At 61.0% G+C, this 24570-nt stretch carries 17 protein-coding genes; 8 read left to right on the top strand and 9 right to left on the bottom strand.

Going from position 1 to position 24570, the window contains the following annotated elements; all coding sequences use genetic code 11:
- The first annotated feature begins 37 nt into the window (after positions 1-37).
- Positions 38-1846: a sensor domain-containing diguanylate cyclase gene (locus L0U80_RS24395; protein WP_233871790.1), complete on the top strand. Its 1809-nt coding sequence runs from the start codon at positions 38-40 to the stop codon at positions 1844-1846.
- Between the two features lie 273 nt (positions 1847-2119).
- Positions 2120-3673, top strand: coding sequence for an EAL domain-containing protein (locus tag L0U80_RS24390; RefSeq protein WP_233871787.1), 1554 nt, complete (start codon positions 2120-2122; stop codon positions 3671-3673).
- A gap of 39 nt (positions 3674-3712) precedes the next feature.
- On the opposite strand, the gene L0U80_RS24385 is transcribed toward L0U80_RS24390, so the two are convergent.
- The 4 genes from L0U80_RS24385 to L0U80_RS24370 form a co-directional block, all read right to left on the bottom strand.
- Entirely contained in the window at positions 3713-4654 is a 942-nt protein-coding gene (locus L0U80_RS24385; protein WP_233871785.1) for an ABC transporter substrate-binding protein, read from the bottom strand.
- Positions 4655-4780: 126 nt separating this feature from the next.
- Positions 4781-5803: an ABC transporter permease subunit gene (locus L0U80_RS24380; RefSeq protein WP_233871782.1), complete on the bottom strand. Its 1023-nt coding sequence runs from the start codon at positions 5801-5803 to the stop codon at positions 4781-4783.
- A gap of 40 nt (positions 5804-5843) precedes the next feature.
- The gene (locus tag L0U80_RS24375) at positions 5844-7397 is read right to left on the bottom strand and encodes a sugar ABC transporter ATP-binding protein (RefSeq protein WP_233871779.1); all 1554 of its coding nucleotides are present in this window, start codon (positions 7395-7397) and stop codon (positions 5844-5846) included.
- Complete coding sequence (locus L0U80_RS24370) at positions 7384-8634, bottom strand: ROK family transcriptional regulator (protein WP_233871775.1); 1251 nt, start codon at positions 8632-8634, stop codon at positions 7384-7386. Before L0U80_RS24370 ends, L0U80_RS24375 begins: the two co-directional genes overlap by 14 nt.
- Before the next feature lie 412 nt (positions 8635-9046).
- Here L0U80_RS24370 and L0U80_RS24365 point away from each other — a divergent pair, with 412 nt between their 5' ends.
- Both L0U80_RS24365 and L0U80_RS24360 read left to right on the top strand, forming a co-directional pair.
- Complete coding sequence (locus L0U80_RS24365; RefSeq protein WP_233871772.1) at positions 9047-9505, top strand: YciI family protein; 459 nt, start codon at positions 9047-9049, stop codon at positions 9503-9505.
- A 747-nt stretch (positions 9506-10252) separates the two neighbouring features.
- Positions 10253-10822 carry a hypothetical protein gene (locus L0U80_RS24360; protein ID WP_233871769.1) on the top strand — a complete coding sequence of 190 codons (570 nt, stop codon included), beginning with the start codon at positions 10253-10255 and terminating at the stop codon, positions 10820-10822.
- Between the two features lie 116 nt (positions 10823-10938).
- Here L0U80_RS24360 and L0U80_RS24355 read toward each other — a convergent pair whose 3' ends face one another.
- Positions 10939-11448 carry a DUF1697 domain-containing protein gene (locus tag L0U80_RS24355; RefSeq protein ID WP_233871766.1) on the bottom strand — a complete coding sequence of 170 codons (510 nt, stop codon included), beginning with the start codon at positions 11446-11448 and terminating at the stop codon, positions 10939-10941.
- Positions 11449-11829: 381 nt separating this feature from the next.
- Here L0U80_RS24355 and L0U80_RS24350 point away from each other — a divergent pair, with 381 nt between their 5' ends.
- A complete protein-coding gene (locus tag L0U80_RS24350) occupies positions 11830-12306 on the top strand; it encodes a hypothetical protein (RefSeq protein ID WP_233871763.1) in 477 nt (158 codons plus the stop codon).
- Positions 12307-13004: 698 nt separating this feature from the next.
- Here L0U80_RS24350 and paaX read toward each other — a convergent pair.
- From paaX to L0U80_RS24335, 3 genes are all read right to left on the bottom strand, one after another.
- Positions 13005-13949 carry a phenylacetic acid degradation operon negative regulatory protein PaaX gene (gene paaX / locus L0U80_RS24345; RefSeq protein WP_233871760.1) on the bottom strand — a complete coding sequence of 315 codons (945 nt, stop codon included), beginning with the start codon at positions 13947-13949 and terminating at the stop codon, positions 13005-13007.
- An 89-nt stretch (positions 13950-14038) separates the two neighbouring features.
- A complete protein-coding gene (locus L0U80_RS24340) occupies positions 14039-15058 on the bottom strand; it encodes a 2Fe-2S iron-sulfur cluster-binding protein (RefSeq protein ID WP_267954966.1) in 1020 nt (339 codons plus the stop codon).
- Between the two features lie 118 nt (positions 15059-15176).
- Positions 15177-16205 (bottom strand): hypothetical protein, encoded by a 1029-nt coding sequence (locus tag L0U80_RS24335; protein WP_233871754.1) that lies wholly within the window; start codon positions 16203-16205, stop codon positions 15177-15179.
- Positions 16206-16774: 569 nt separating this feature from the next.
- Between L0U80_RS24335 and L0U80_RS24330 the strand changes: the two genes are divergently transcribed.
- On the top strand, positions 16775-17767 hold the full coding sequence (locus L0U80_RS24330; RefSeq protein WP_233871751.1) for a DNA-binding protein: 993 nt from the start codon (positions 16775-16777) through the stop codon (positions 17765-17767).
- A gap of 379 nt (positions 17768-18146) precedes the next feature.
- Here the strand turns inward: L0U80_RS24330 and L0U80_RS24325 are convergent, their stop codons facing one another.
- The gene (locus L0U80_RS24325) at positions 18147-19433 is read right to left on the bottom strand and encodes a sensor domain-containing diguanylate cyclase (RefSeq protein WP_233871748.1); all 1287 of its coding nucleotides are present in this window, start codon (positions 19431-19433) and stop codon (positions 18147-18149) included.
- A 1038-nt stretch (positions 19434-20471) separates the two neighbouring features.
- Here L0U80_RS24325 and galU point away from each other — a divergent pair.
- On the top strand, positions 20472-21413 hold the full coding sequence (gene galU / locus L0U80_RS24320) for a UTP--glucose-1-phosphate uridylyltransferase GalU (protein WP_233871743.1): 942 nt from the start codon (positions 20472-20474) through the stop codon (positions 21411-21413).
- A gap of 359 nt (positions 21414-21772) precedes the next feature.
- Positions 21773-24535 carry an HAD-IC family P-type ATPase gene (locus L0U80_RS24315; protein ID WP_233871740.1) on the top strand — a complete coding sequence of 921 codons (2763 nt, stop codon included), beginning with the start codon at positions 21773-21775 and terminating at the stop codon, positions 24533-24535.
- Positions 24536-24570: the final 35 nt, after the last annotated feature.

The following is a 24570-nucleotide window of genomic DNA, read 5'->3' as shown; positions in this document are numbered from 1 at the left end:
TATACTAGGCGCTCGTTCCCTCTGACAGATACCCGGCATGCCCGTTACCCCGTCACCCGTCGACGCACAGGCCGATTCGCCCGCGCCGCGTGCCGCCCTCGCGGCGGTGGCGGCCGGACCCGACTCGCAGCTCGACGGGCTGATGAGGCTGGCCGAGCGCCATTTCGGCGTGGCGGCAGCCTGCGTGATACCGGGCGAATCCAGTGGGCGCTGGAGCGGCGCGGGACTCGATGCACCGTTGCGCGACGCGCTGCGCAGCCTGCAGGACGCAAGCGGCGCGCCGTGGCTGAGCGAGCCGCTCGTCGTGGCCGACACGAGTGCTGACCCGGCATGGCACACCTTCCTTTTGACAGCGAGCGCCTTGCCGTTGCGTTTCGTCGCCTCGTGGCCGTTGCGCCGCGCAACGGGGGAAAGCATCGGCAGTCTGTGCCTGATTGACTACGCACCGCGTGAACTTGGCGAGGCCGAACGTGCGAGCCTCGATGACTTCGCGCGCATCGCCTCGGCGCTGGTGGACCAGCAGGTGTGTGCCGCAACCCAATGCGATGAAGTCGATGCGCTGCGCACACGAGAACGTTTGCTTACGCTCGCGATAGCAGGCAGCGGCACGGGCATCTGGGATCGTGACGTCGTGACGGGCGAAATCCAGTATTCGACGGGCTGGAAGGCCATACTCGGCTATACCGACGACGAGCTCACGAGCCGCATCGAGGACAGCTACAAACGTTTGCATCCCGATGACGTCGACTACGTGAAGGCGGCGATGCAGGCGCATTTCGAAGGCCGCACCGAAAGTTACGAAGTCGAGCACCGTATCCGCTGCAAGGACGGTCGCTACAAGTGGATCTGCAGCCGCGGCAAGGTGATGAGCCGCGACAACGAAGGCCGCGCGCTGCGCATGGTCGGCACGACGACCGACATCACGTCAATGCGCGAAATGGCCGAGCGGTTGCGCGAGAGCGCGACGCTTGTGACGAATCTCACCAACGAAGTGCCGGGGCTGGTGTTTCAGTGCTGCCGTTTGCCGGACGGGCGTTTGTCGTTTCCGTATGCGAGCGCGGGGATTGCCGAGATCTACGAACTGACGCCGGAAGCCGTCGCGCAGGACGGATCCTGCATCGACGCGCTGATCCATCCCGACGACCTCGACGCATGGCACGCATCGTTCGCGCATTCCGCCCAGTATCTCCAGCCATGGCACCTCGAATACCGTGTCCAGTTGCCGACGCAGGGTCTGCGATGGCGTCAGGGCGATGCAAAACCGCAGCGGCTCGCGAACGGTGTCACGGTTTGGCACGGCTTCATCACGGACGTCACCGAGCGCAAACGCATCGAAGCGGAACTGCACGAGTTCGCGACGACCGACGGCCTCACGCTCCTCTCGAATCGCCGGCACTTCATGACCCGACTTGAAGCGCAGCTTTCGCAGTTGCGCCGCGTGGGCGGTGCACCATCGGCGGTGCTGATGTGCGACCTCGATCACTTCAAGTCGATCAACGACTGCTGGGGTCACGCGGTCGGCGACCAGGCGCTGCGCCACTTCGCCGATATCCTGCGCAAGTACCTGCGAGCGGGCGACGTGGCTGGCCGTATCGGCGGGGAGGAGTTCGCGGTGCTGATCGGTGCGGCGAGCGTCGAAGGCGCGCGCGTGGTCGCCGAGCGAATCCAGCGCCATGTTGCGGAGCAGCCGCTCGCGAGCAACGCCGGGCCGGTCGCGCTTACCGTGAGTATCGGCATCACCGAGATGACCGCCGAGGACGCGAATGCCGAAGCCGCCCTCTCGCGCAGCGACTTCGCGCTCTATCGTGCGAAGAAGAATGGGCGCAACCGTATCGAGTGTGCCTGACGGGGGCATGCCGCATGTTTGCAGACGATGGTTGGCAGGACCGGCTCCCAGCCGGAGCGTTCGCGGGCGTTGGTGTATGTTGGCACTACTTCGCAGCAATGGCCGCGGACGCGCACACGGAAACGAAAGGCGTCTGATGGCGACCGTAATGACCCCGACCCGTTGCGCGCGGTAGCGGTTACTTCGCGATACCGCGGGCCCGATGTGGAGGATGGCTTGCCCGATGCGTCGTCCGACCTGCGGTCCCCGCTGACGCGCAGGGAACGTCTGCTGGTGCTGACTCTCGCGGCTCTTGCACCGCTGCTGGTGTGCGTTGTGATCTGCTACTACGCGGCGGAGCGCAACGTGCGCCGCGAGGCCGCCATTGCCGCGAATATCATCGTGAGCGAGGTGAGTGCGATCGTCGAGGTGGCACGTTCCGCCACGTTCACGGTCGTGCCTCGCGCGGACTATCCCTGCGAGAAATTATTTCCCGAACTGACGGTGACGGCGGCTACGGCGCCGTATGTGCGCTCGATCATCATCATCGCTGGCGACGTCGTTACCTGTTCCTCTGCGCGTGGGAAAGAATCTATCCCGCTTGCGACGTTGGTGCCAGATATCCGGCGCACACCGGGCGGCGAATGGATGGCACTGGTGGGCACGACGCCGGTGGTGCCTGAGCGCCAGGCGCTCATTGTCGGTGAGCCGGCAGCGGGCGGTCGCACCGTTGCGGCGGTGATCGACGGCCGCTATCTGCTAGATCTGATGCACGCTGCTGCACCGCTCGACATGTATCGTCAAGTAGAGCTGCGATTCGCAGCGAGTCCGCCGCTCAACGGGGCGGAGTTGACCACGCCGCTCGACGAACGTTCGTTGCTGGTCAACACGCGAAAGGTGTTGGCGAGCGGTGCTTTCGAACTGCGTATATACGGACTGCGGGAGCGGTGGCGCGAGGCGCTGGTCGAATTGATCTTGAGGAATATGCCGTGGGCGATCGCGCTATCGGCACTGCTCGTCTGGCTCGTCTGGCGCTTGCAGAATAGCCGGGCGTCCCGGCGCGAGCAGCTGTTACGCGGTATTCGGGCGAACGAATTCCACGTCGAATATCAGCCGCTCTACGGCGTATCCTCGGGTCACTGCGACGGCGTGGAGGCGTTGTTACGCTGGGTGCGTCCCGGGATCGGCGAGGTGCGGCCCGGCGAATTCATCGCCGCCGCCGAGGACGAGCATGTGATCGTGCCGCTCACGCAGCATTTGCTCAAGCTGATTGCGCGCGACTTTGCGACGATGAACGTGCCGCCGGGATTTCATCTTTCGATCAATTTATCGCCGGAACACCTGTCTTCAGAAAAGCTAACGGATGATGTGTACGCGCTGCAAGAAGCCGTAGGCAAAAACCGGCCACAGATAATCGTGGAAATCACCGAGCGCACGTTAATCAAGAATACTGAGCAAGCACAGTGCAATCTGGAGGCGCTGCGCGACAGAGGCGTGAAGGTCGCAATCGACGACTTCGGCACGGGCTATTGCTCACTCACGTACCTCGAGCGTTTTCCCTTTGATTTTCTCAAGATCGACCGCGGCTTCGTTCTCACGATCGAGCCGGGGACGACCCGCGCCGTCGTGCTCGACGCCATCATTGATCTCGCACTTTCGCTCGACGCGCAGCTCGTGGGCGAGGGTGTCGAAACAATGGCGCAGTTCGACTATCTGTGCGCTCGCGGCGTGGCATTCGTTCAGGGCCATCTGTACGCCAGGGCGATGACCGCCGACGCGTTCGCCCAGTGGTATCGAACGCTCGGCAGCCAGCCGTTTCCGGGGGCGACAGTGACCTCGGCGCAGTGAGGCGGGCCGCGGCCCGCCGTGCGCCGGTCACGCGGTTTCTCAGTGCGGCGACGACCAGCCCTTATAGCTGTTCACATTGTCGCGGGTGATGAGTTGCGGCGTCATCTGGATCATCGGATTGGCGGGTTTCTTGCCGTTCATGATGTCGTGCCCCACGGTCACTGCGGTCTGTGCCATCTTCCACGGGTCCTGGCTCGCCGAAGCCTGAACGAGTGTCTCGGATTTGAGCGCCGTTTCGATGTCGGGCGCACCGTCCACCGACGTAATCACGATGCCGCTGCGATGCAGTTGCTTCGCGGCGAGATCGCTGCCGATCGCCTGCGGGTCGTTGATTGCAAAGACGGCGTCAACCTTCGGGAAGCGCGTGAGGTAGCCCAGCATCGCGTTCATGCCGCCGTCGCGCGAACCCTTGCCGTCCTGGTCGTCAGAGAGAATCTTGAAGCCCGACTTCGAGAGCACGGATTTGCAGCCGTTCACGCGATCGATCACCGCCGACACCTGCGGCCCGTTTTCGATGATCACGTTGCCCTTTCCGTTGAGCTTCTTCGCAATGTAGTCGCAGGACAGTTCGCCCGCTTTCACATTGTCGGTCTGCACGGTGGCGTCCGCGCCGGCGGCGCTCACATCCACGGCCATGACCACGATGCCGGCCGCACGCGCCTTGCGCACGGCGGGCTCGATGGCCTTCGGATCGACGGCGTTCAGCAGGATCATGTCGACGTGCGCCGAAATGAAGTTGTCGATCTGCGTGAACTGCTTGTTGAGGTCGTAATCGGAGGACACGGCCGTGACCTTCGCGTTCGGGTTGATCTGCTTTGCCTTCGCTTCGGCGCCCTGGACGATCGTCACGAAGTACGGATTGCCGAGCGAACCTACGGTGATGCCGATGGACTTCAGCTCCTTGTCGGCGGCGTGCGCGACTTGCAGCGCGCAGCCGAACGTGAGCGCAACGACGGCGAGGACGGCCTTCTTCTTGAACATGGCGGATGTCTCCTGAGAGGTCCTGTTATCCAACGCGGGCGCAAGAGGACCGCTTGCGCCCGTCTGTTGCGCTGACCGGTCAGCGGGCAGCATGCTTTGCGAGTGAAGAAGTGTGCTTGCGTGTGTTCAAGTGCGCGCGGATCCGCGTTGGCGATACCGGTCGAGCGCTACGGCGCCGACGATCACGAGCCCCTTGATGATGTATTGCCAGATGTCCGAAACACCCAGCAGCACGAGACCGTTCGTGAGCACCGCGATGATGAGTGCACCGATCAGCGTGCCGATGATCGAGCCGACGCCACCGACGAAGCTCGTGCCGCCCAGAATCACTGCGGCGATGGCGTCGAGTTCGTAAGACTGACCCAGTTGCAGGCCGTTGGCGGCATAGAGGCGGGCGGCGGACATTACGGCGCCGAGGCCGGCGAGGAGGCCTGACGCGGCATAGACGAACAACTCGATGCCCCACACCTTGATGCCGGAGAGGCGCGCGGCTTCGCGATTGCCGCCCACGGAATAGATGTGCAGGCCGAGCACGGTGCGGCGAAGCACAAACCACGAACCGGCCACGACGACGAGCGCAATGATGACGAGCCACGGGACGCCGAAGAGCGTACCGTTGCCGATGAACGCAAACGACAGTTGCGGATTGAAGATCGTCGTATCGTGTGCCATGAGGCGCGCGACGCCGCGCACGGCGGTCAGCGAGCCGAGCGTGACGATGAACGGCGGCAGACGCAACAGCGAGATCAGTGCGCCGTTGACTACGCCGAACGCGAGACCCACCGCGAGCGCGGCCGGCACGCCGAGCCAGCCCCAGCCCGGAATATTCGAGGCCAGCATTGCCGCGACGGCCGCGGCGGAGAGCACCGAGCCTACGGAAAGGTCGATGCCGCCAGTCAGGATCACGAACGTCATGCCGGCGGCCAGAACGATGTTGATGGACGCCTGCTGCGTGACGATCGACATATTCTCGAGCGTGAAAAAGCCGTCGTTGAGCAAGCCGAAGCCCACGCACAGCAGCACGAGAACGGGGAGCATGCCGGCGGTCCGCAAGAAGGACTTCATGCGTGCGCGATGGCCGTCGAGCGCAGTGGCGCCCGGTTGCGCCGGTGCAGCAGCGATGCCATGGCGCGGAATGAGGTTTCGCATGTCGTACTCCTGAATGAACGTCGCTCGTGTTCGGGTGAAATCAGGCTGCCTCGCCCAAGGCGGAATGCGAGCCGGTGGCCAGCTCGATGATGGCTTCCTGCGTGATCGGCTTGCCGGTATAGCCGCCCAGCTCGCCAGCAAAGACGCCTTCGCGCATCACGATCACGCGGTCGGCCACACCGATGATCTCGGGTAGCTCGCTCGAAATCACGATGATGCCGACGCCGGACCTCGCCAGTTCGTTGATGATCCGGTATATCTCCGACTTTGCGCCGATATCCACGCCGCGCGTCGGTTCGTCGAGGATCAGCACGCGCGGGCGTGTTTCAAGCAGGCGCGAGAGGAGCACTTTCTGCTGGTTTCCGCCTGAGAGGGTGCCCACATTCACGCGCGCATTGGGTACGCGGATCGATAGAGACCGGATCGCTTCGCTTGCGCGTGCGGCGCCTCGTGCGCGGTCGAGCACGCCGAAGCGCGCGTCGCGTCCGCACACGGCGACGTTGACGTTGTCGCGCACGCTCATGTCGAGGAAGAGGCCCTGATGTTTGCGATCCTCGGTCAGATAGACGACGCCCGCGTCGATCGCATCGCGCGGCGTGTGGCCGGGCAGCGTTTTACCGTCGACGGCTATGTCGCCGCTTACGCGCGGTTCAGCGCCGAAGATCAATCGTGCGAGTTCGGTGCGCCCTGCGCCGACGAGTCCCGCGATGCCGAGCACTTCGCCAGTATGCAAATCGAGGCTGCAGCCGCGCACGCGGCGACCGTCCGCCACGTCGCGCACACGGAGCACGACCTCGCCCGGATCGTAGGGTGCGTGCGCTTTCTTGTAGAAGCCGGAGATGTCGCGGCCCACCATCATGCCGACCAGACGCTCTGCGCTCAGTTCATCGCGTTCGAGCGTGCCGACATACGTGCCATCGCGCAGCACGGAGACGCGGTCGGACAACTCGTAGACCTCGGCCATGCGATGGCTGATGTAGATGATCGCGATGCCTTCCTCGCGCAACTGGCGGATCAGGCTGAATAGATATTCCGTCTCACGCGACGAAAGCGGCGTGGTCGGTTCGTCCATCACGATGATGCGTGCCTTCGCGTGAACGGCGCGAGCGATCTCGACAAGCTGGCATTCGGCAATCGAAAGTGAGCCTACGAGCGTGCCGGGTCCAAACTTCGCGCCGAGACGCTTGAGTACATCTTGGCAGTCGCGCTCCATTGCCTTGCGATCGACTGTGCCCCAGCGGTGCCGGCCGTGGCGCAGTTCGCGCCCCGCGTGGATGTTCTCAGACACGCTCAAATTGGGCGCGAGGCTCAGTTCCTGGTAGATCACAGCAATGCCGAGTTCGCGCGCGGCGAGTGGTCCGTCGATCTGCGCCTTCTGGCCATCGATCAGGATTTCGCCGCCGGGATCGGCCTCATAGGCGCCCGAGAGGATCTTCATGAGCGTCGATTTGCCCGCGCCGTTTTCACCCATCAGCGAATGGACAACGCCTGGGCGCACGGACAGGCTCACGTTGTCCAGCGCGCGCACGCCAGGAAACGTCTTGCTGATGCCGCGCATTTCCAGTATTGGACGCGGGAGTTCAGGGCGCGACATGGCTCACCTCCTGGGTCTGCGCGCTGGCGCCCATCAGGATGCCTGCGCGCGGCGAAAAGTTGTAGAACATGGGCAACGTGGCCGCGCCCAGCGCGCCCGCGTCGCGACCGAACGTGCCGCGCACGATCGTCGGTGTGCCACGCGCCTCGGGCGCTGTCGCGGCCACGGCCACGCGCAGGCGTTGCATGAGCGTGTCGATGAGGCCGGCGTCCACGTCTGCGTCGAGCACGACGGCCGGCACATCCAGCACGCACAGCGATGCGCGCAGGGCGGGCGCGAGGGCATCGACGCAATCGTCGAGCCACGCCTCGATTGCCGGATGGCCGCGCGCGATGAGCACCTCCAGATCGGCGAGGCTCTCCACCGTTTCGCCGCAGTAGCGCAGATGCCGCCGCAGCGCGATCAGCGACGCGCGTGAAAGCAGAATGTCCCACTGACCCGGTGGTTGCGGTGCGGACGGCAGGCGGCTCGGCGGCACTGGCATCACGGCGAAATCACCTGCGTTGCCGCTGAGGCCGCGCACGCAGTCACCATCGATGGCGATGCCGCCGCCGATTGCGGGACCGAGAAACAGATAGATGAAGTCATCGCGCTGGCGGCCGCAGCCGTAGAACAGTTCGGCGATCGCGGCTGCGTTCCCGTCGTTCTCGCTGAACACGGGCAGCGAGAGCGCGTGGCTCAGGTCGCCCGCGAAATCGACATCGTTCCAGGCCCGGAAGGTATCGGTGGGCAGGTCCAGCTCACGCAGCCACGCACCGAGGTTGTACGGCTGTGCCACACCAATGCCCGCGAGCCGGCTGCGTTCGTCAGCATCGAGCCGCGCGAGCAGATCGTGGATATCGCGCTGTACGATTTGCTGCGCCACGGCGGGCTGGGGCAGCAGCATGTCGTGTGAGCGGCGCTCGATCATGTGGCCCGCGAAATTGACGAGCACGGTTTCGATGCTGGTGCGATCGAGCCGCACGCCGATCGCAAACGCGCCGCGGGGATCGAGCCGCAGCAGCGAGGCAGGCTGACCACGCTGGCCTTCGAGGCGGCGGCCGGTGACCTCGATAAGTCCGCTGTCGATGAGGGACGTGATGATGCTGCCGACCGCCGTGCTCGTGAGATTCGCGAGTCGCGCGAGGTCCGCCTTCGATGCCTGCCCGGCGCGACGCAACGCCTGTAGCAACAGGCGCTCGTTGAAGCGGCGGACATTGGCCGAGTTGCTGCCCTGGCCGAAATGCGGACTTCTCACGTGTCTCCTCCAGACGAGGGTGCTGGCGTTGCTTCCAGCATTAAATAAATCACGTTGATTTATTTAATGCTGGAAACCGGGGTGTGTCAGCCTGGGGAAATCCCGCGATGTTGCGGGGGCGCGGCTTGCTGCGAAGCCGTTTAGCGCTGATGTTTTCTTTCATCTGGGTGATACGCATCGGTCGGCCGTCCACGGCCGGGCAGGGCGTTATTTGCCCGACGCTGCCTTGCATCTATTTCCCGCACGCAGTTCACTACGGAGCCGCCCGATCGGCGGCGGCTGCCCGTGCATTTCTCATCGTCAGCAAAGTAGTTTGATTCCGGATGTCGACCCACACGCAGCTCGCGTGTTGAGATGTTGACTGCACCGGACGGTGTCACCTGGTCGAACTTCAAAACGAAGAGATTGAGCGATGCGATTCATGATCATGGTGCGTGCGAACGCTCTGAGCGAATCGGGCGAAATGCACAGTGGCGATCCCATCTTCGCGGGAATGGCCGCGTACCACGAGGAGTTGGCGAAAGCGAGCGTGCTGCTCGATGCGTCGGGGCTCAAGCCGAGTTCGTGCGGCTGGCTCGTGCGGTATAGCGACGGCAAGCCCACGGTCATCGACGGATCATTTGCCAAAACGAAAGAACTGATTGCGGGCTATACGCTTATTCACGTGCGATCGCGTGAGAAAGCGCTTGAATGGGCGCTGCGTTTTCCTGCGCCGTTCGGGAAGCACGCGGGCTGCGAAATCGTATTTTGGCAACTCTACGAACTGGAGAACTCTGAGCAAAGTGAAAGCATCGAACTGAGCGGACGAAGCGCGTTTCTTAACCGTGAACTGATCTGCATGACTGATTGCGTCGAAGCGCACGTATGGTGAGATGGGCGACACGCGGTCTCGCAACGCGTCGGGCTGTCGAGGCGATCGAATGCATCGAATCGACGAAGGTTGATACATACGCCGCGCGCGAAAACGCGTGACCCCGAGGTCAAGCTGGCGCGTGCAAATGCTGCGCGCGGGGGAGAAGCTGACGAGAGTGGCCTCTGGCGCTTCCGGTCTGCAAATTGAATAAATCGAACTTATGTTTTTGCAGGCAGAGAGACTCGCTGTGAATTCATCGTGCTTATCGCGCTCGATTATGCGCGGGGAATTTATCTCGCGTGCTTCAGGAAGTGCAGTTCAGGCTGGCGGCCGACTTCGCACGAGCTATCTTCCGGAAGACCGCGATCTGCAGAGGTTTCGACAGCACGTTGTACGTCCGGCAATTAGAGTCGCGCAGCAATTGGCGCGCCTGGTTGTGCGCCATTTATTTATTGATCTGGCAAACAACGAGTGGCGCAGGCATTGCGGAACGCGGGCGCTGAGAAGGGCATAACGCAATTGCCGTAGTCTTGTCACACGTTAATGCATACAGCCGCTCTCGTACGATGGCAGGCGAGTGGCATTCTTGTCGATCTGCTTGGCGGTGTTGTCGGATTCGACTATAACCAATAACAAGTACCCGGCATTGCCACGGCATGGGTCCGCTGGTCGTCGTGCAGACGATCGCATTCGTGGACCGCAGCCTTTCCGTCGCCAGGCACGGTATACCCTCTCAAGAAGTGTGATGTTTTTATTCCTTGTGGGATGGAAATCATGCTTTCGATAGGTCGGCGCGAACCGCGTTTGTTAGCGGGCGCGGTATGCTTTGCCGTGAGTGGTATCGCCTTGGCGGGTGGGGCGGATGGCGCGTACAGCAATCTGCTTATTGCCGCCATTCCGCCGATGGCACCGATCGAAGTCGTTCCGCCCATCCCCGAGCCCAGCCAGTACATCTTCCACTACACGATGCAGTATTCGTCTTTTCGCGACGCCGAAGCTGCATTTAATCCGTCCGACTTCTACTCCGCGCCAGTCGCGGCAAGTGAGCCTTTCAAGCGGCAGGCAGGATCATCCTATGCGGGATACCAGCAGCCGTTCAAAACGGAGGCGCAAGCGGCACTTTCCGCAAGCCGCGGCCTCGGTAAGGTGGCCCCCACTATCTCCCTGCTCGACCGGTTCCAGCTGACCGACGACACCGCGCCCGAAGCGGAGCACCCCCATCGCCGGCTTGCCATGTTGATCAACGACTGGCGCGTTTCTGCCAGTGCGCGTCTACCAGTGCTGAGCCACTCGCACGACGTCGGCGCGTCCGTCAATCTCCAGCACAAGTTCTGATCCGCTGGCGCCTTGCCGCGCGATCGTGAAAGCAGCACGCGTTGGCTGCGCAAGCGCAAGTGGTGGATGAATGCCGCGCCGAACACCAGCGCGACGCCACAGAGAGAAACGTCAGTTTATTCCGCAGTCCATTCAGCCAGTTTGGCGACGGTATTCATATTGCGCGCGGTTCCCGTCCTGGCGGCAGCGATTTTCAGCTTCGATCGTCCGATTCCCTCCGGATAGTGCACGTAGATTTCGCGCTTGCCGAGCGCAATTTCTTCGGTCGTGGATCCACTTACATTCGTGAGCGTATCTGCAGGCGGTGCTTCGTCGAGAAAGATCGCAACGGTCCGGTCTGGAGGCGCAGCGCCGAACGGATTGGCCTTGAGAATCCCGGCCATTTCCGCTCCGGTCCGAACCATCACGCCAACCGGCTTCCCTGCGTACGCCTGAAGCGCGCGTTCGAGTGTGACCTTGACTTTGGTTTCCGGAAACGCGCTCTGGAAGACGACATTCCCACTGGCGACATAAGTGCGAACACGATCAAACCCGGCACGTTCGCACATGGCGCGAAGCTCGATCATGGGGAGTTTGCCCGTACCACCAACGTTGACGGCACGGAGAAAGGCTACATAGGTTTGCATCGTGCGATTCTACTGTTTTTGACTGACGTGAATCCGTGATCCGGCTGTTTGGCGAAATGGGTAGAGCGAATCGCAGGGGAAAGGCAGCGCTGGGTCCAGCGCGTGACGCACCGCGCATGTCAGACGACCTTGAACGTGGTGGACGAGGCGCAGTAGCTCAGTTGAACTGGCATTCGTATTACGCTCGCCAACATGTTCGCGAACGAAGCATCGTTTGTGGACGACGGCGTTGCATACGCGATTACGTTCGTATCCGTTGCGCGGTTTATCGCCGGTGAAAGTGTGCAGCGGCGAGTGCTCGTCAAGGGTAGAAATTACTTGCGTGTGAGAGAGATTGTATATACGGTATATACTGTTTTCATAACCGGGTTAGCAAACAACATGACCACGCCGAAGGTACATAAGCCCACGAAGAGTGCTTTCCATTTCCCCAAATCCGCTGAAGCCAGCGATGAGACGCCCGCGACGAAGGCTGTCAAGCCTCGCCAGAGCGCCACGCGTGTCAAGCGTGTGGATGCCCAAACGAAGGCGGCCGAAATCGTGAAGAGGGCTGCGGAGGCCGTTGCCGAGGAAGTCGCCGTGAAGGCCAAGCCCAAACGCGAGAAAAAGGAAGGCGTAAAAAAGGTCAGCGCGAAGAAAGAAAAAGTGGTGCGCGACAGCTTTACGATGCCTAAGACCGATTATGAGAAGCTTGCGATACTCAAGAAGAAGTGTCTCGATGCCGGCGTCGCTGTGAAGAAGAGCGAACTGCTGCGCGCCGGTCTGAAGTTGCTCGAATCGACGTCGGAGAAGCGCTTGCTGGCGGCGATTGCAGCGGTTGAAACGGTCAAGACCGGTCGCCCGTCGAAGTCGGTTTGAGATGCGGGTGTACGGAGTCCGCATGCTCTGGCGTGGCGGACTCCGGAAATGCGCGGGAGGGCTCGATGTTTCGTCATCTGAAGCCCTCAGGCGCGTAACGTCGCGAATCGATGCCTCGGAACGAAGCGTCGCGCGTTTTTTTGTTTAATTTAATTCGGAATCCTGATTTGAGCGTGGTGTCGTGCCGCCACACTACGTTCAACACCACACGACCCGGTCATAGGCGACCGTGCGCCGGTAGACGTTCTTGCCGCGCCAGCTTGTATATTCCATGTAAGCGCAGTCCAGTACCACGATCCAGTTGGTCACTCGCATAGCAGCCCCCATTCTGTCCGGCCGGGTTGTTGTGCCCGGTTCTTGTCCGGTCTCGATGCCAATCCTTGGCGTGAGGCCCTGGCACGATGTTCCGTGCGAATACGGTGATCGCAGCCCGTCCCCGTCTTCGACGCGTAGCCGGTACAGTCGGCAGGCTCGCGCGTCGCAGGGTGTGGGGATAAACAGCGTCCCGTTATCCGGTTAACCACTCTGAAGCATCGTGCATTCCAGCGTATGCGTTTTCCGTGTGGTTTTTCGTCTGTGCACGCAGAAGCAGCACCGCTGGTGAGATCAGACCACAACCCCACGAATCGTCAGTGCGTTGCCGTACGCGACGAACGGAATGCCGCGTACAACCCGGCGAAAGTTACAAAGATTGCCGGTCAGTGGGCCAGCGGGTCAGCGTCGCGAAAGCGCTCGAACAGAATGGGCGCGGCTAGAGGGGTGGATTCGCTCGCCAGATGGAAGTTCTTGTCGAGGTGGCGCTCCGAGGCAGTGAGCAGGCGCCGGTAGATTTCCTTGCACACGAGACGGGCGTGCTGGCCTGGCCAGTCGGCAGGCAAAAGTACGTCGGGCAGAGCGGGATCGCGCAGCAGCAGGCGACGGTAATCGTGAATCAGCAATAGTCTGAGCAGAAAGGCGCTTTCGTCGTCCAGTGCGTCGTGGCTGTCACGCAATTGGCCAAGTATTGGCTGATACCGGGACACGAACTCCGTATACATTCCCGACAGGTTCTCCAGATCCCAGGCCTCGTGAACCATGCGCTGATCATTGGCCGTGCCTTCAAGCTGGACGTCGGCGGCAATGAGTGGTTTGAGCTTGTCCAGCACGCTCCCCAGACCTTCGGCGATCAATGCATCGAATGCCGCGCTCATATCGGCGCCAGGATGCACGAAGCAGTCTCCTCCCAGCAAGCCGAAACCCTGCCAGAACATGGCGCGCCGCAAACCGTCGCGGTCCTTTTGCGTCAATTTGCCGACAGTCATGATCAGTCGCCAGCGCTGATCCCACTGCGGCGCGGCCGACGCGTAAATGTACCGGGCTGCGTCTTCGAAGCGACGTTGGCCGGACGGAGAGAGCGCGTAGTTGGAACGGCGGCCCGAGGGTTCAGCGAGCAGCCATGCTTCTTTGGTCAGGCGGAAAACGGCGGTACGGATCAGGCGCTCGTTCAGTTCGAGCGGCGCCAGGAGGCGGATCAGGCTGCCGAGCCAGATCCGCCCACCGCGAGGCACCACGGCGTCGCCGAATACCGAAATGACCAGGGAGCCTGTCTGTACGCGGCCCTGATGGCGAAAATCGTCGATGCGTTGATGGATCCTGGAAAGCACTTTTCTGCAGGGAGGTTCTGGATCGAATTGCGCAGTTTAGCGATTTGCCTTCGTTCCCGGTAGGTCCACGGTCATCTTCGCAACACGGACTAGTTCGCGCCGGCGGTTTCGGGTTGCTGCTGGGCGAAGAACCCCTCGGAATAGATACGCTCCGGTGCGGCCCCAAGTGCCTTGACAGTGGCCACGCAGCTACTGACGAACTCCGGACTGCCTGCCGCGAAGATCGTGTGCTTCGACAAATCCTTGAACATCTGCGGCACAACTACGTCCACTCTGCCGTGAAGGTGAGCGTCGTTGCGTTCGCGGGTCAGGGTGATCTTGTAGTCGAAATTGCGGTGTTTGGTGCGCCACCAGGACAGCAAGCCGCGCGCATACAGATCGGCTGCGGAGCGGGCGGAAATGACCATGGTCACCGGTTGGCGGAAGTTGCGCCGCAATGCGGCCTCGGTCAGCGCGAGGATGGGTGCGAGCCCGGTGCCCGCAGCGAGGCACAGAACGGGCGTATCGACACCCGGGTCACCGATGAAGGTCCCGTACGCGCCGGAGAGCTTCACGCTGTCGCCGATTGCGAGCGTATCGTGAACCCAGGCACTGGTGACACCGCCTTCGGCCCGCGCGATCTGCAGCACGAGTTCGCCGTCCGGGCGCGGTACGTTGGCGATCGAGTAGGCGCGTGAGGGAATACCCGCGCCGGGATTGCCGAGCGTGACGTACTGGCCGGGCCAGAAGCGGATCGGCTGGCCAACCGGCCGCAAGCGCAGTTCCACGACCCGCGCGGCGACGGTATTTTTCTCGGTGACGACGAAGAGCGCATTCTCGCGAGGCGGAAAGAGCTTGGGCTTCGCATCCTCGGTTCCCCACTCGATGGTCAATTCGTCGGAAATCGGCTTGGCCATGCACATCAGGCCGTATCCCTGGCGACGTTCGTCCTGGGACAGGGCCATATCGAGGACCATGCCCTGGTCGAACTGACCGGACGTGACCTTGATCTTGCACTCGCCGCAAGCGCCGGCTCGGCAATTGTTGGGCAGCGCGTAGCCGGCCTTTTCGAGGGCCATCAGGACGGTGTCGCCGTAGGCGCACTCGACCGACTTGCCCGAGGGTTGCATGATGATGCGGGACATGAATCTTCGAGGAATTGAATACGTAAGGGCAAGGCAGCCTGGCGGGTGGGCGGCACACCATGAAGGGGCCGCCCACCGCCGGCTCAAGCTGTATTAGCCGGAATCAGAACACCGGGATGATGTCTTCCATCTCGATGTCGCTGATTTCCTGACCGGTGATGCCAACTTCAGGAATCGCCGGGAACGGAATGTTGTAGCGGTCGAGCACACCCTTCAGGTTGATCATCGCGTTCTTCCAGTTCTCCAGCTTCGCCTCATACGAGGGGATGCCGAAACCGGCGCGACGGGCCACTTCTTCAGCTTCGCGTTGAGTGGCGATGAAGTCGCTCGGGAGATCCCAGAATTCCATCGGCGGCTCGAACAGCACGGCGGACAGGAACAGGTAGCCAGCGCGGATCTGCTTGGTGACGATGCTCTTCGTTTCTTCCTTCAGACCCGGGTAGTCGCGTTCCATCACGGCCATGCAGATCGCCATGTGGCGGCCTTCGTCGCGGCCGATGTTCTTGAAGCCTTCCTTGAACACGGGTTCGCGGCTGTTTTCGTACATCTGCTTGAAGATGGTCGCAGCGGCGATTTCACCCATCAGGAACGAGCTGAACAGCACCGCGAGGTCGTACTTCGGCACGGCCTGCTTGTAGCCGGTCCAGTAGCGGCCGCCGTTGTAGTACAGCCATTGCGCGTTCTTCTGCAGGCGCTTGCCGAGTTCGGTCTTCGGTTGGTACGTGAGCGGGTCCGGATGGCCGAGCAGCTTCGTGATCGCGAGGCCGCACATGATTTCGTGATTCTGCTCGTCGCGCGTCACCGAGAAGAAGCACTTGCGCACGGGGTCTTCTTCGTGGACTTCGTACGTCTTGATTAGGGCTTCGGCGAAAACCGGGGGCGCCGAGGCGTCGAACACCGACAGAAGCGTCCACCAGTAGGCGATCGACTCGCGCTCTTCCCAGCTATAGCTGTCGAGGTCGAGGGTGTCCCACGGCAGTTTTTCCGGATCCCAGTTCTCGCGAAGTGCTGCTTCCCAGACTTCCTGCAGTTTCTTCGTCCGGCTGTTCCACGACAGCGGGTAGACATTGGGCTGCTGGGTCTCAGGTGGGAATTCCATCTTGTCTGAGAGGCGTTCCTTGATCGTGGCCATATCCTTCCTCCTGGTTGGGTAATTCGGGTTCAACAGATCTAGTCATTTCGGATGACGTCTGAAGTGATACGAGAATACAAAAAATACGTAGATATCTGTATCGCAATTGGCGTGAAGTCGAGTTTCCATGCGTTGCGACAAATATTGGTGGAAAATCGGGGTTTCCACTTATTGATGCGGAAATTCGTCGCATGCGACGCCTCGTGTTAACTGGTGAGACGCGCTGGGGTTGCGCAGGGGCACGTCGGGTCGCCGACTGATTTGTGATACGGAAAATTCAAAGAATTTGTGCGAGGCGTTTAATCTGGTCGGACGACCTCGGCGGACGTGCATCGATATGAATGGAGGTTCGGGGGATTTTGGCGATGGGTTGAATCACGTCGCTGATCGCTGGGCTCGCGCCATCGCAGCAAAAAGCAGGGGATGATGAGGCGCTGGCGGACGCGTTCGCCGTCCCGGTCGGCATCGCCCTCGCGACACTGACGCCTGCAAGGTGGCTGTCGTGGTGAGGTTGGGAATTTAACGTTTTACGCTATATTATTTACGTTCATCGCTCTGATCACCGACTCATGTCCGATCCCCTTTCTGATGAAGCCCGCCTTGCCGCCGACATCGACCGGCTCAAGGCGGAATTCCCGAAGACCCGCGAGCTCTATCGCGAAGTTTGCGCGCTGATGTTCTTCCGTTTCGGCATCACGCCTACGGCCAACCGGCTCTATCAACTGGTGCATCGAGGCAGCATGGGCACACCCACGGCCGTGCTCGCGGAGTTCTGGTCCGATTTGCGTGAAAAGAGCCGGGTGCGAATCGAGCACGCAGATCTGCCCGAGGACCTGCAAGGCGCGGCCGGTGAATTCATCGGCGCGCTATGGACGCGCGCAACCACGGCGGCGCAGGCGTCGCTCGTCGTGTTGCGCGATGAGGTTGAGCAAGCGCGCAGGGCGGCCGAAGCATCAGTCGCCGCGCGCGAGGCCGATCTCGCGCGCACGGAAACGGCGCTGGAGCAACGGACTAGCGCGTTGCTCGCTGCGCAGGTTCGCATCCACGAACTGGAACAAGCACAGGCGAGCGCCGAGTCCACGCGAGGTTCGCTGGAGGGCGAAATTGCACGCCTCGAGCAGGAGGCCCGCGAACGCGAAGCCGCGCTCGCGCAGACGCGTGCTGATTTCACGTCCCAGCTCGAAAGGCAGCGGGCGAGCACCGAACTTGCCGAAACGCGTCTTCAGGCGTCGGAAAAGCGCGCGTCGCTGGAAATCGAGCGTGAGCGCACAGCCAATGCACGGCTGCAGCGCGAGTTCGAATCTGCCGCAAAACGTGCCGCCCGGTTCGAAGAGGGGGCGCGCGCCGAAATCCAGTCGTTACAGTCGCAGCTAGGCGATCTTCGTCATCGGGCGGGCGTGCTGGAAGGACATCTGGACGCCCTGCGGGCGAGTCACGGCGGGCAGACGCAGGAACGCGAGCCCCTTCCCCAGAAGTTGCCCGACACAGGTGCGGCTGCGCCACGTACGGGCCGTGCAGTGAAGTCATCGTCCGGTGCCCGGAAGCGCGCAGCCAAGTCATGAATGACCGGCGCGCTGATGCGGAGCAGTCAACGCGTCGTGCGTACGCGTGATCAACGCTTCAATCAAAGAGCAAGACGGGACGCTCGAATCCGCGGTAACAGGAGTGAACACGACGGATCTTGCAGTCCGGATTTTCTGATTTGCGCTGCGCGTGAGGAGATGTACCTGTCGTGGTGCGTCGGTTCGGCGGCGACCCGCCGCGTGCCCACAGGCATTTCTTGAATGGGATCTTGCTGCGGTCATGCGAATGCTCCGGAGTGCTCGCATAGCGGGGACGCCGTTGGAACACGCTCGATCGCGTGAATCGCACTCAAGAGCCTTGTTTTGCGGATGGCGGACGTTCGTGCTGCCATCACACCGCCTCAACAGACCTTCTACGCTAGTTGACCTCAACCCGGTTCCGGCCATTTTCCTTCGCGCGATACAAAGCCTCATCCGCACGCTTCACGAGCGCCGTGACGTCTCGCTCGCCGGGTAGCCGCTCCGTGACACCGATGCTAACCGTGAACGGAATCGGCTTGCCGAGTCTCCAGTTGTGTTCGAATTGATGCTGTTCGATCACGGTCCTCAGGTTTTCCGCAACGGCCTGGGCTTGTTCGATTCCCAGACCCGGCAACGCCGCAACGAATTCTTCGCCGCCCCAGCGGGCGAAAACGCCAATGCGATTGTCGCAACTCATGGCAACCTTGGCCAGAACGCGGAGCACCTCGTCGCCGATATCGTGTCCGTAACTGTCGTTGATTTTTTTGAAGTAATCGATGTCGAGGATGAAAACCGAGAGATCCTTATCGGTGTAAAGGATGTTGTCTACGGTGTCGGTAAATTCCCTGCGGTTCGGCAGGCCGGTTAGTTCGTCCGTCACGGCCTGCTTTTGAAGCAGATCCATCAATCGGACACGATCGGCGATGTCCCGGATGACCGCAGTGAATTCGATCAATCCGCCGACATTGATCTTCGATATCGCAATCTCGACCGGCAGCAGCGTACCGTCCCGGTGCAGTCCGTACACCCGGTTGCGCTCATCCATCTGCCGTGAACGCACGGGAGACCGGGCGAACTGCATTACATATTGGGAATGATTGGCCCTGTAACGCTCGGGGAGAAGATTCGTAATGGGCTGTCCCAGCATATCTGCGGACGTGTAGCCGAAAAGATGTTCCGCGGCACGATTGAACAGTGTGATGCAGTGCTGCTGGTCCATCGTAATGATCGCGTCATAGGCGGCGTCGACGACAGACCGGAACCGGGAGGTGCTGACTTCAAGTTCATGGGTCAGCAGCATCTTCGAAGTGATTTCGAGGCCTGTCACGAGGATCTCAAACTTCGTCTGATCGCCTTCGACGTGCCTGAACGGTTTCAACGACAAGCGCCACCAGTGTGTCCCGTCCCTCAAGTCATAGGCCTGCTCGAGTTCCCGGGCGACGCCGGTGTCAAAGCACTCCTGGATTAACTGTCGAAACTCGCTGCGGGCATAGTTAGGGAGCAGGGTATCGAGCGGTGCTGGTAGCGATTTGACAGCGCCGGGTTGCCTGCCACCCGTCATCTGAATGAACTGATCATTGCAGGCAGAAACGGCGAGTTGCCCCCTCTCGTCGCGTGCGATCACAGCGACGCTCGCTGCAATTTCATCGACGAATTCCCGGATCCGGGCGGACAAGTCGGACATTACGCCTCCGTCATGAAAAGTTCTGCGATTTACGCAGATGTTTCCGAACGCTTACCGCACGCGGATTGCGAAGAATGCATTGCCCACTCAAATTTTCATTCTATACAAGGCGGAGCAATTGCATTATGTGCCCGGTGCCGCGTCGTTCGCCTGTTTTGGCGAATGATGCCCGGTAATATAGTTGCGGATCGACGCATGGCCAAATGTATGGGCGCGATACGATTTCGAACCGGCACGCCCCTGATGTTAAGAAAGGTCTTTGACTATTCGACCGAACCGGAATTCTTTCTTGCTGTTCGGTGGGCACGTATTTTCTGCAACCGAGGACACGGGGTCTCCGCGACAGCGCCGTATTGGGGCCGCGTTCGTAGTGCTGTAATGTCAAGGCCATCATCGGGGCACTGCTGCGGTTCTACAATGGCAACGCAGAGTTATGGTAGTTATCGTCACGCGCCTTCGCGGCCTGCCTGACGCGATTTGACCGAGAGCGCGCCGGTGTCACAGTGATTGCCAGAATAATTTTTGAAACGGCTAATAGTCCAATTGCGCACAATGGCTAATTAATATCGCGGGACTTCATTGGATTTGCGGCTATCATTCGCCAGAGTGCAGATGATCTGCTGAAGATAAATTTATTTCTGACGTATGTAGTGCGGGGGCACGGAATAATTTGCCGATCAGCAGTGCTTTTTATTGTGTTGCCAGGAATTTTTTGCGGGCCTGAATTGAAATTTAGCGTGCATTCCTGCTATCAATTTCTTCAAGTAGATCGGTAGCCGATACCGGCACGACAAGTTCGATCGGCATCTGCGAAATGGTGCGAGTGCGCAGCGAACGTGACTTTGCGGCTAGCCTGACGCATGTTGATGAGGCTCTATTTCATAAGGGGGCAGGCAAGAGCGGTTTGAAGTTGGCTAACGTTGTGCGTGGGAGGGCAGTTCGGCCGTCGGTTGGCAGGTGTGGCGAGGCTGCAGTGTCACAGATCCAGGCGATGCTCGATGCCGTTTTGTTCCCCCGACCTGATAGGGTGAGTTCATCATGCTTGGTGTTCATAAAGCTGTGTTCCCGGTGGCGGGAATCGATACGCGTTTTCTGCCGGCAACCAAGGCGAGTCCGAAGGAAATGCTGCCGGTCATCGACAAGCCACTCATCCAGTACGCCGTTGAAGAAGCGATAGCTGCAGGCATCACTGAACTGATCTTCGTTACTGGCCGCGGCAAACGCGTCATTGAAGATCATTTCGACAAGTCCTACGAGGTTGAGCATGTGCTGAGAGCACGTGGAAGCCAGAAGCTCGTCGAACTCGTGCAGAGCATCAAGCCCCCTGAGGTTGAATGTGTCTACGTCCGACAAGCTGAACCGCTCGGTCTCGGCCATGCTGTGCTGTGCGCGGAGAAATTGATCGATGGGGAACCCTTTGCGATCATTCTTGCTGATGATCTGCTTGCGGGACAGCCGCCGGTCCTCGCGCAGATGGTTCATATTTTCAGCCACTACGATTCGTCGGTGCTGGCAGTCGAGGAGTTCGATTCGCATGAGTCATCGAGCCATGGAGTGATCGACGGACGGCATTGGGATGAACGCGTGATCAACGTTTCCAGTATTGTCGAAAAGCCGTCGCCGGAGGTCGCGCCATCGAGCTTCGGTGTTGCCGGGCGCTATGTGTTGATGCCGAGCATCTTCGACCATTTGCGCGCTTTGGGGCCTGCCGAGAACGGAGAGATCCAGCTAACCCCCGCGATTCATTCGATGCTCAAGGATGAGCAGGTGCTCGCCTATGAGTTTGTTGGCAAGCGCTATGACTGCGGCACCAAGCTTGGTTACCTCCAGGCAACGGTTGACTTTGCGCTGCGGCATGCCGAAGTGCAGGACGCTTTCGACGCGTGGCTGCACAATCGCCTCCGCGGCCTGCATCCATCCGTTGGCGAATCGGGGCTGTCTGGCGGTCAGGCAGGACCAGGCATTGCTCCGCCTCATTGACGGACGAAGGGTCGACGCCGCCGGAAATACGCGGAAGCCGGATTTGCCGGCTTGTTTCCTTGTTTCCGCTTGTTTCCGCTTGTGTCCTTTAGTCGCTGGTCCGGGGCAGGCAGACGCCTCGCTTGCCCGGACTGACCCGATGACAAAGCATCCGGTCGTGTTGCAGCGCGAATGCGTCGTTACTAACGCTGGTATCGCTGGCTATGCGGCGCCTGGCCGCCTTGCGAGTCTCGCCTTGCGAACTGCGGTATATCTTCACGGTCAGGGTGAGTAAGTGACCGGACCGATCGAGCAACGAGCTGTCCTGACGGTTGGGGCCGATGCCCTGGACCGAAACCCCCTGCAATCAGGAGAGGCGAATGAACTTGTCTGAGATTGCGGCTTCAGGCGTGGATGCCACGGCGTGGCACGCGATGCCGGTAGACGAGCTCGAGCGGCAGCTCAACACCGATCTTTCGCAAGGCCTCGATGCCGGGGAAGCGGCCAAACGGCTCGGCACGTACGGATCGAACCTCCTGCCAAAGGGCAAGAAACGTGGGCCGGTCATACGGTTCCTCGCGCAGTTTCATAACATCCTCATTTACGTTCTGTTGGTGTCCGGCTTCGTCAAGCTGATGCTGAGTCTGTGGCTCGACGCCTCGATCATCTTCGCCGTCGTCGTGCTCAATTCGCTGCTTGGCTTCATCCAGGAGGGACGTGCTGAAAAGGCGCTCGATTCGATTCGCAACATGCTTTCTGCGGAGGCGCGCGTTTTGCGTGACGGGGCGGTTCGCCTGATCCCCGCCGAAGACGTTGTGCCGGGCGACATTGTGCTTCTGGAATCGGGCGACAAGATTCCCGCGGACATCCGCCTTGCCGATACCAAGAACCTGCGTACGGAGGAAGCGGCGCTCACGGGCGAATCCGTCCCGTCCGAGAAGAGCCCCGCTGCGGTATCCGCGAAAGCCACGGTCGGCGACCGCGAGAACATGGCTTTTTCCGGCACGATGGTGGTGTCCGGACGGGCGACCGGTATCGTCGTGGCGACCGGGAGCCAGACTGAACTCGGCCGGATCAATCAGATGCTCGCCGAAGTCAGCGTGCTCGAGACGCCGCTGCTACGCCAGATCAAGAAATTCGGCTACGTCATCACCGTGGTGATCGTCTGCGTCAGCGCACTGCTTTTCGCGTGGGGCCACTGGCTCGGACACATGACGTTCGTCGAACTTTTTCAGGCGGTCGTCGGCATTGCGGTGTCGGTCATTCCGGAAGGCCTGCCAGCGCTGATCACCATCACACTCGCCATCGGCGTGCAGCGCATGGCTCAGCGTAACGCCATCATTCGCCGCCTGCCGATGGTCGAGACGCTGGGTTCCGTCTCGCGCATCTGCTCCGATAAGACGGGCACGCTTACCCTGATGGAGATGATGGTGACCTCCGTCGTGACGGCGGAGTCGGCGTATGAGATTACCGGCGACGGCTATGCGCCAGAAGGCGAGATTCACGAGAGCGGTACGCGGCTCGGCGCAGCGCCCGAGGTGCTTTCGCTGATGGGTCGCGTGTCCATTTTGTGCAACGACGCCGGACTCTTCGAAGATGACGGCAAATGGAAAGTCGAGGGCGACCCAACCGAGGCCGCCCTCTATCCGTTCGCGACCAAGCTCGGCATGGACCGGACCGCCGAGACAGCCGCCGCACCGCGGATCGACGCGATCCCTTTCGAGTCCGAGCACAAGTTCATGGCGACGCTGAATCGCTCGACGGACGGCGAGATGTTGCTGGTCAAGGGCGCGCCGGAAGTGATCCTCGAGCATTGCGACCGTCAGCAGACGGCGCAAGGTCCAGCGCCGCTTGATCGCGACCGTTTCGCGAGGGAGGGTGACCGGCTTGCCGCGCAGGGTAATCGCGTGCTGGGGCTCGCGTGGCTGCCGAACCCGGGGCTGCAAGCGGGCGGGCTCGGTCCGCAGCATTTGCCGAAAACCCTCGTGCTGCTAGGCCTCGTGGGCCTCATGGACCCGCCGCGCAAGGAGGCGATAGAAGCCGTGCGTGAATGCTACGGCGGTGGTATTCGCGTCACGATGATCACGGGCGACCACAAGATTACTGCAGCCGCGATCGCAAGAATGCTCGGGATTGGCGACGGAAAGACTGCCGTGGCCGGCACGGAGATCGAAGCGATGAACGACGCGGCGCTGCAGGAATGCGTGCGTGACGTCGATGTCTTTGCCCGTGCAAGTCCGGAGCACAAACTGAGGCTGGTGAGGGCCATTCAGGCCAACCGGCAGGTCGTGGCCATGACGGGCGACGGCGTCAATGACGCGCCGGCGCTCAAGAAGGCGGACGTTGGCGTCGCAATGGGCATCAAGGGCACCGAGGTTACGAAGGAGGCAGCGGGGATGATCCTCGCCGACGACAATTTTGCCTCGATCTCCGCAGCCGTGAAGGAGGGGCGCACCGTCTACAACAACATCGAGAAGGCGATGTTGTTCGTTTTGCCGACCAATGTCGCTCAGGGCGTCGTGATCGCGGTTGCTATCCTGTTCGCCTTCACGCTGCCGATTACGGCGCCTCAGGTGCTGTGGGTGAATATGGTCACGTCCGTCGCGCTCGGTCTCGCGATTTCCTTCGAGCCGCATGAGGCAGACGTCATGCGCCGGCCGCCGCGTGAAGTCGACCGGCCCATCGTCACCCGTTTCGGTATCTGGCGCATTCTGTTCGTCGGTGCGGCGCTCGTGATCTATACGCTCGCGACTTTCTTCTGGATGAAGGCCCAAGGAACTTCGGATCAGATGGCGCGCACGGCTGCGGTCAACGCCATCACACTTGGCCAGGTCTTTTATCTTTTCAACAGCCGGTACCTGCTCAATTCATCGCTGTCCTTGCGTGCACACATGGGTAATCCGTACATGTGGTATGGAATAGCCGGTGTCGTGGTGCTGCAGCTTCTGTTCACCTATGCACTACCGTTTCAAGCAATCTTCGATACAGAGGCTCTGCCCTTGTCGGCGTGGCTCTGGCTCGTCGCCGGAGCATTCCTGTTCTTCCTCGTGGTTGAGCTCGAAAAGCTCATTATCCGGTCGATACCATCATTGAAAGGATCCGTGGCGCCTCAGCAGGAGGTGGTGGTCATGCCCAACAGTTGAACTCGCATGCGTCGTAACCGGTCGACTTTTCGCGA

Source organism: Paraburkholderia adhaesiva (assembly GCF_021390575.1).
Classification (GTDB): domain Bacteria; phylum Pseudomonadota; class Gammaproteobacteria; order Burkholderiales; family Burkholderiaceae; genus Paraburkholderia; species Paraburkholderia adhaesiva.
This window is presented reverse-complemented; position numbering and strand designations above follow the sequence as displayed.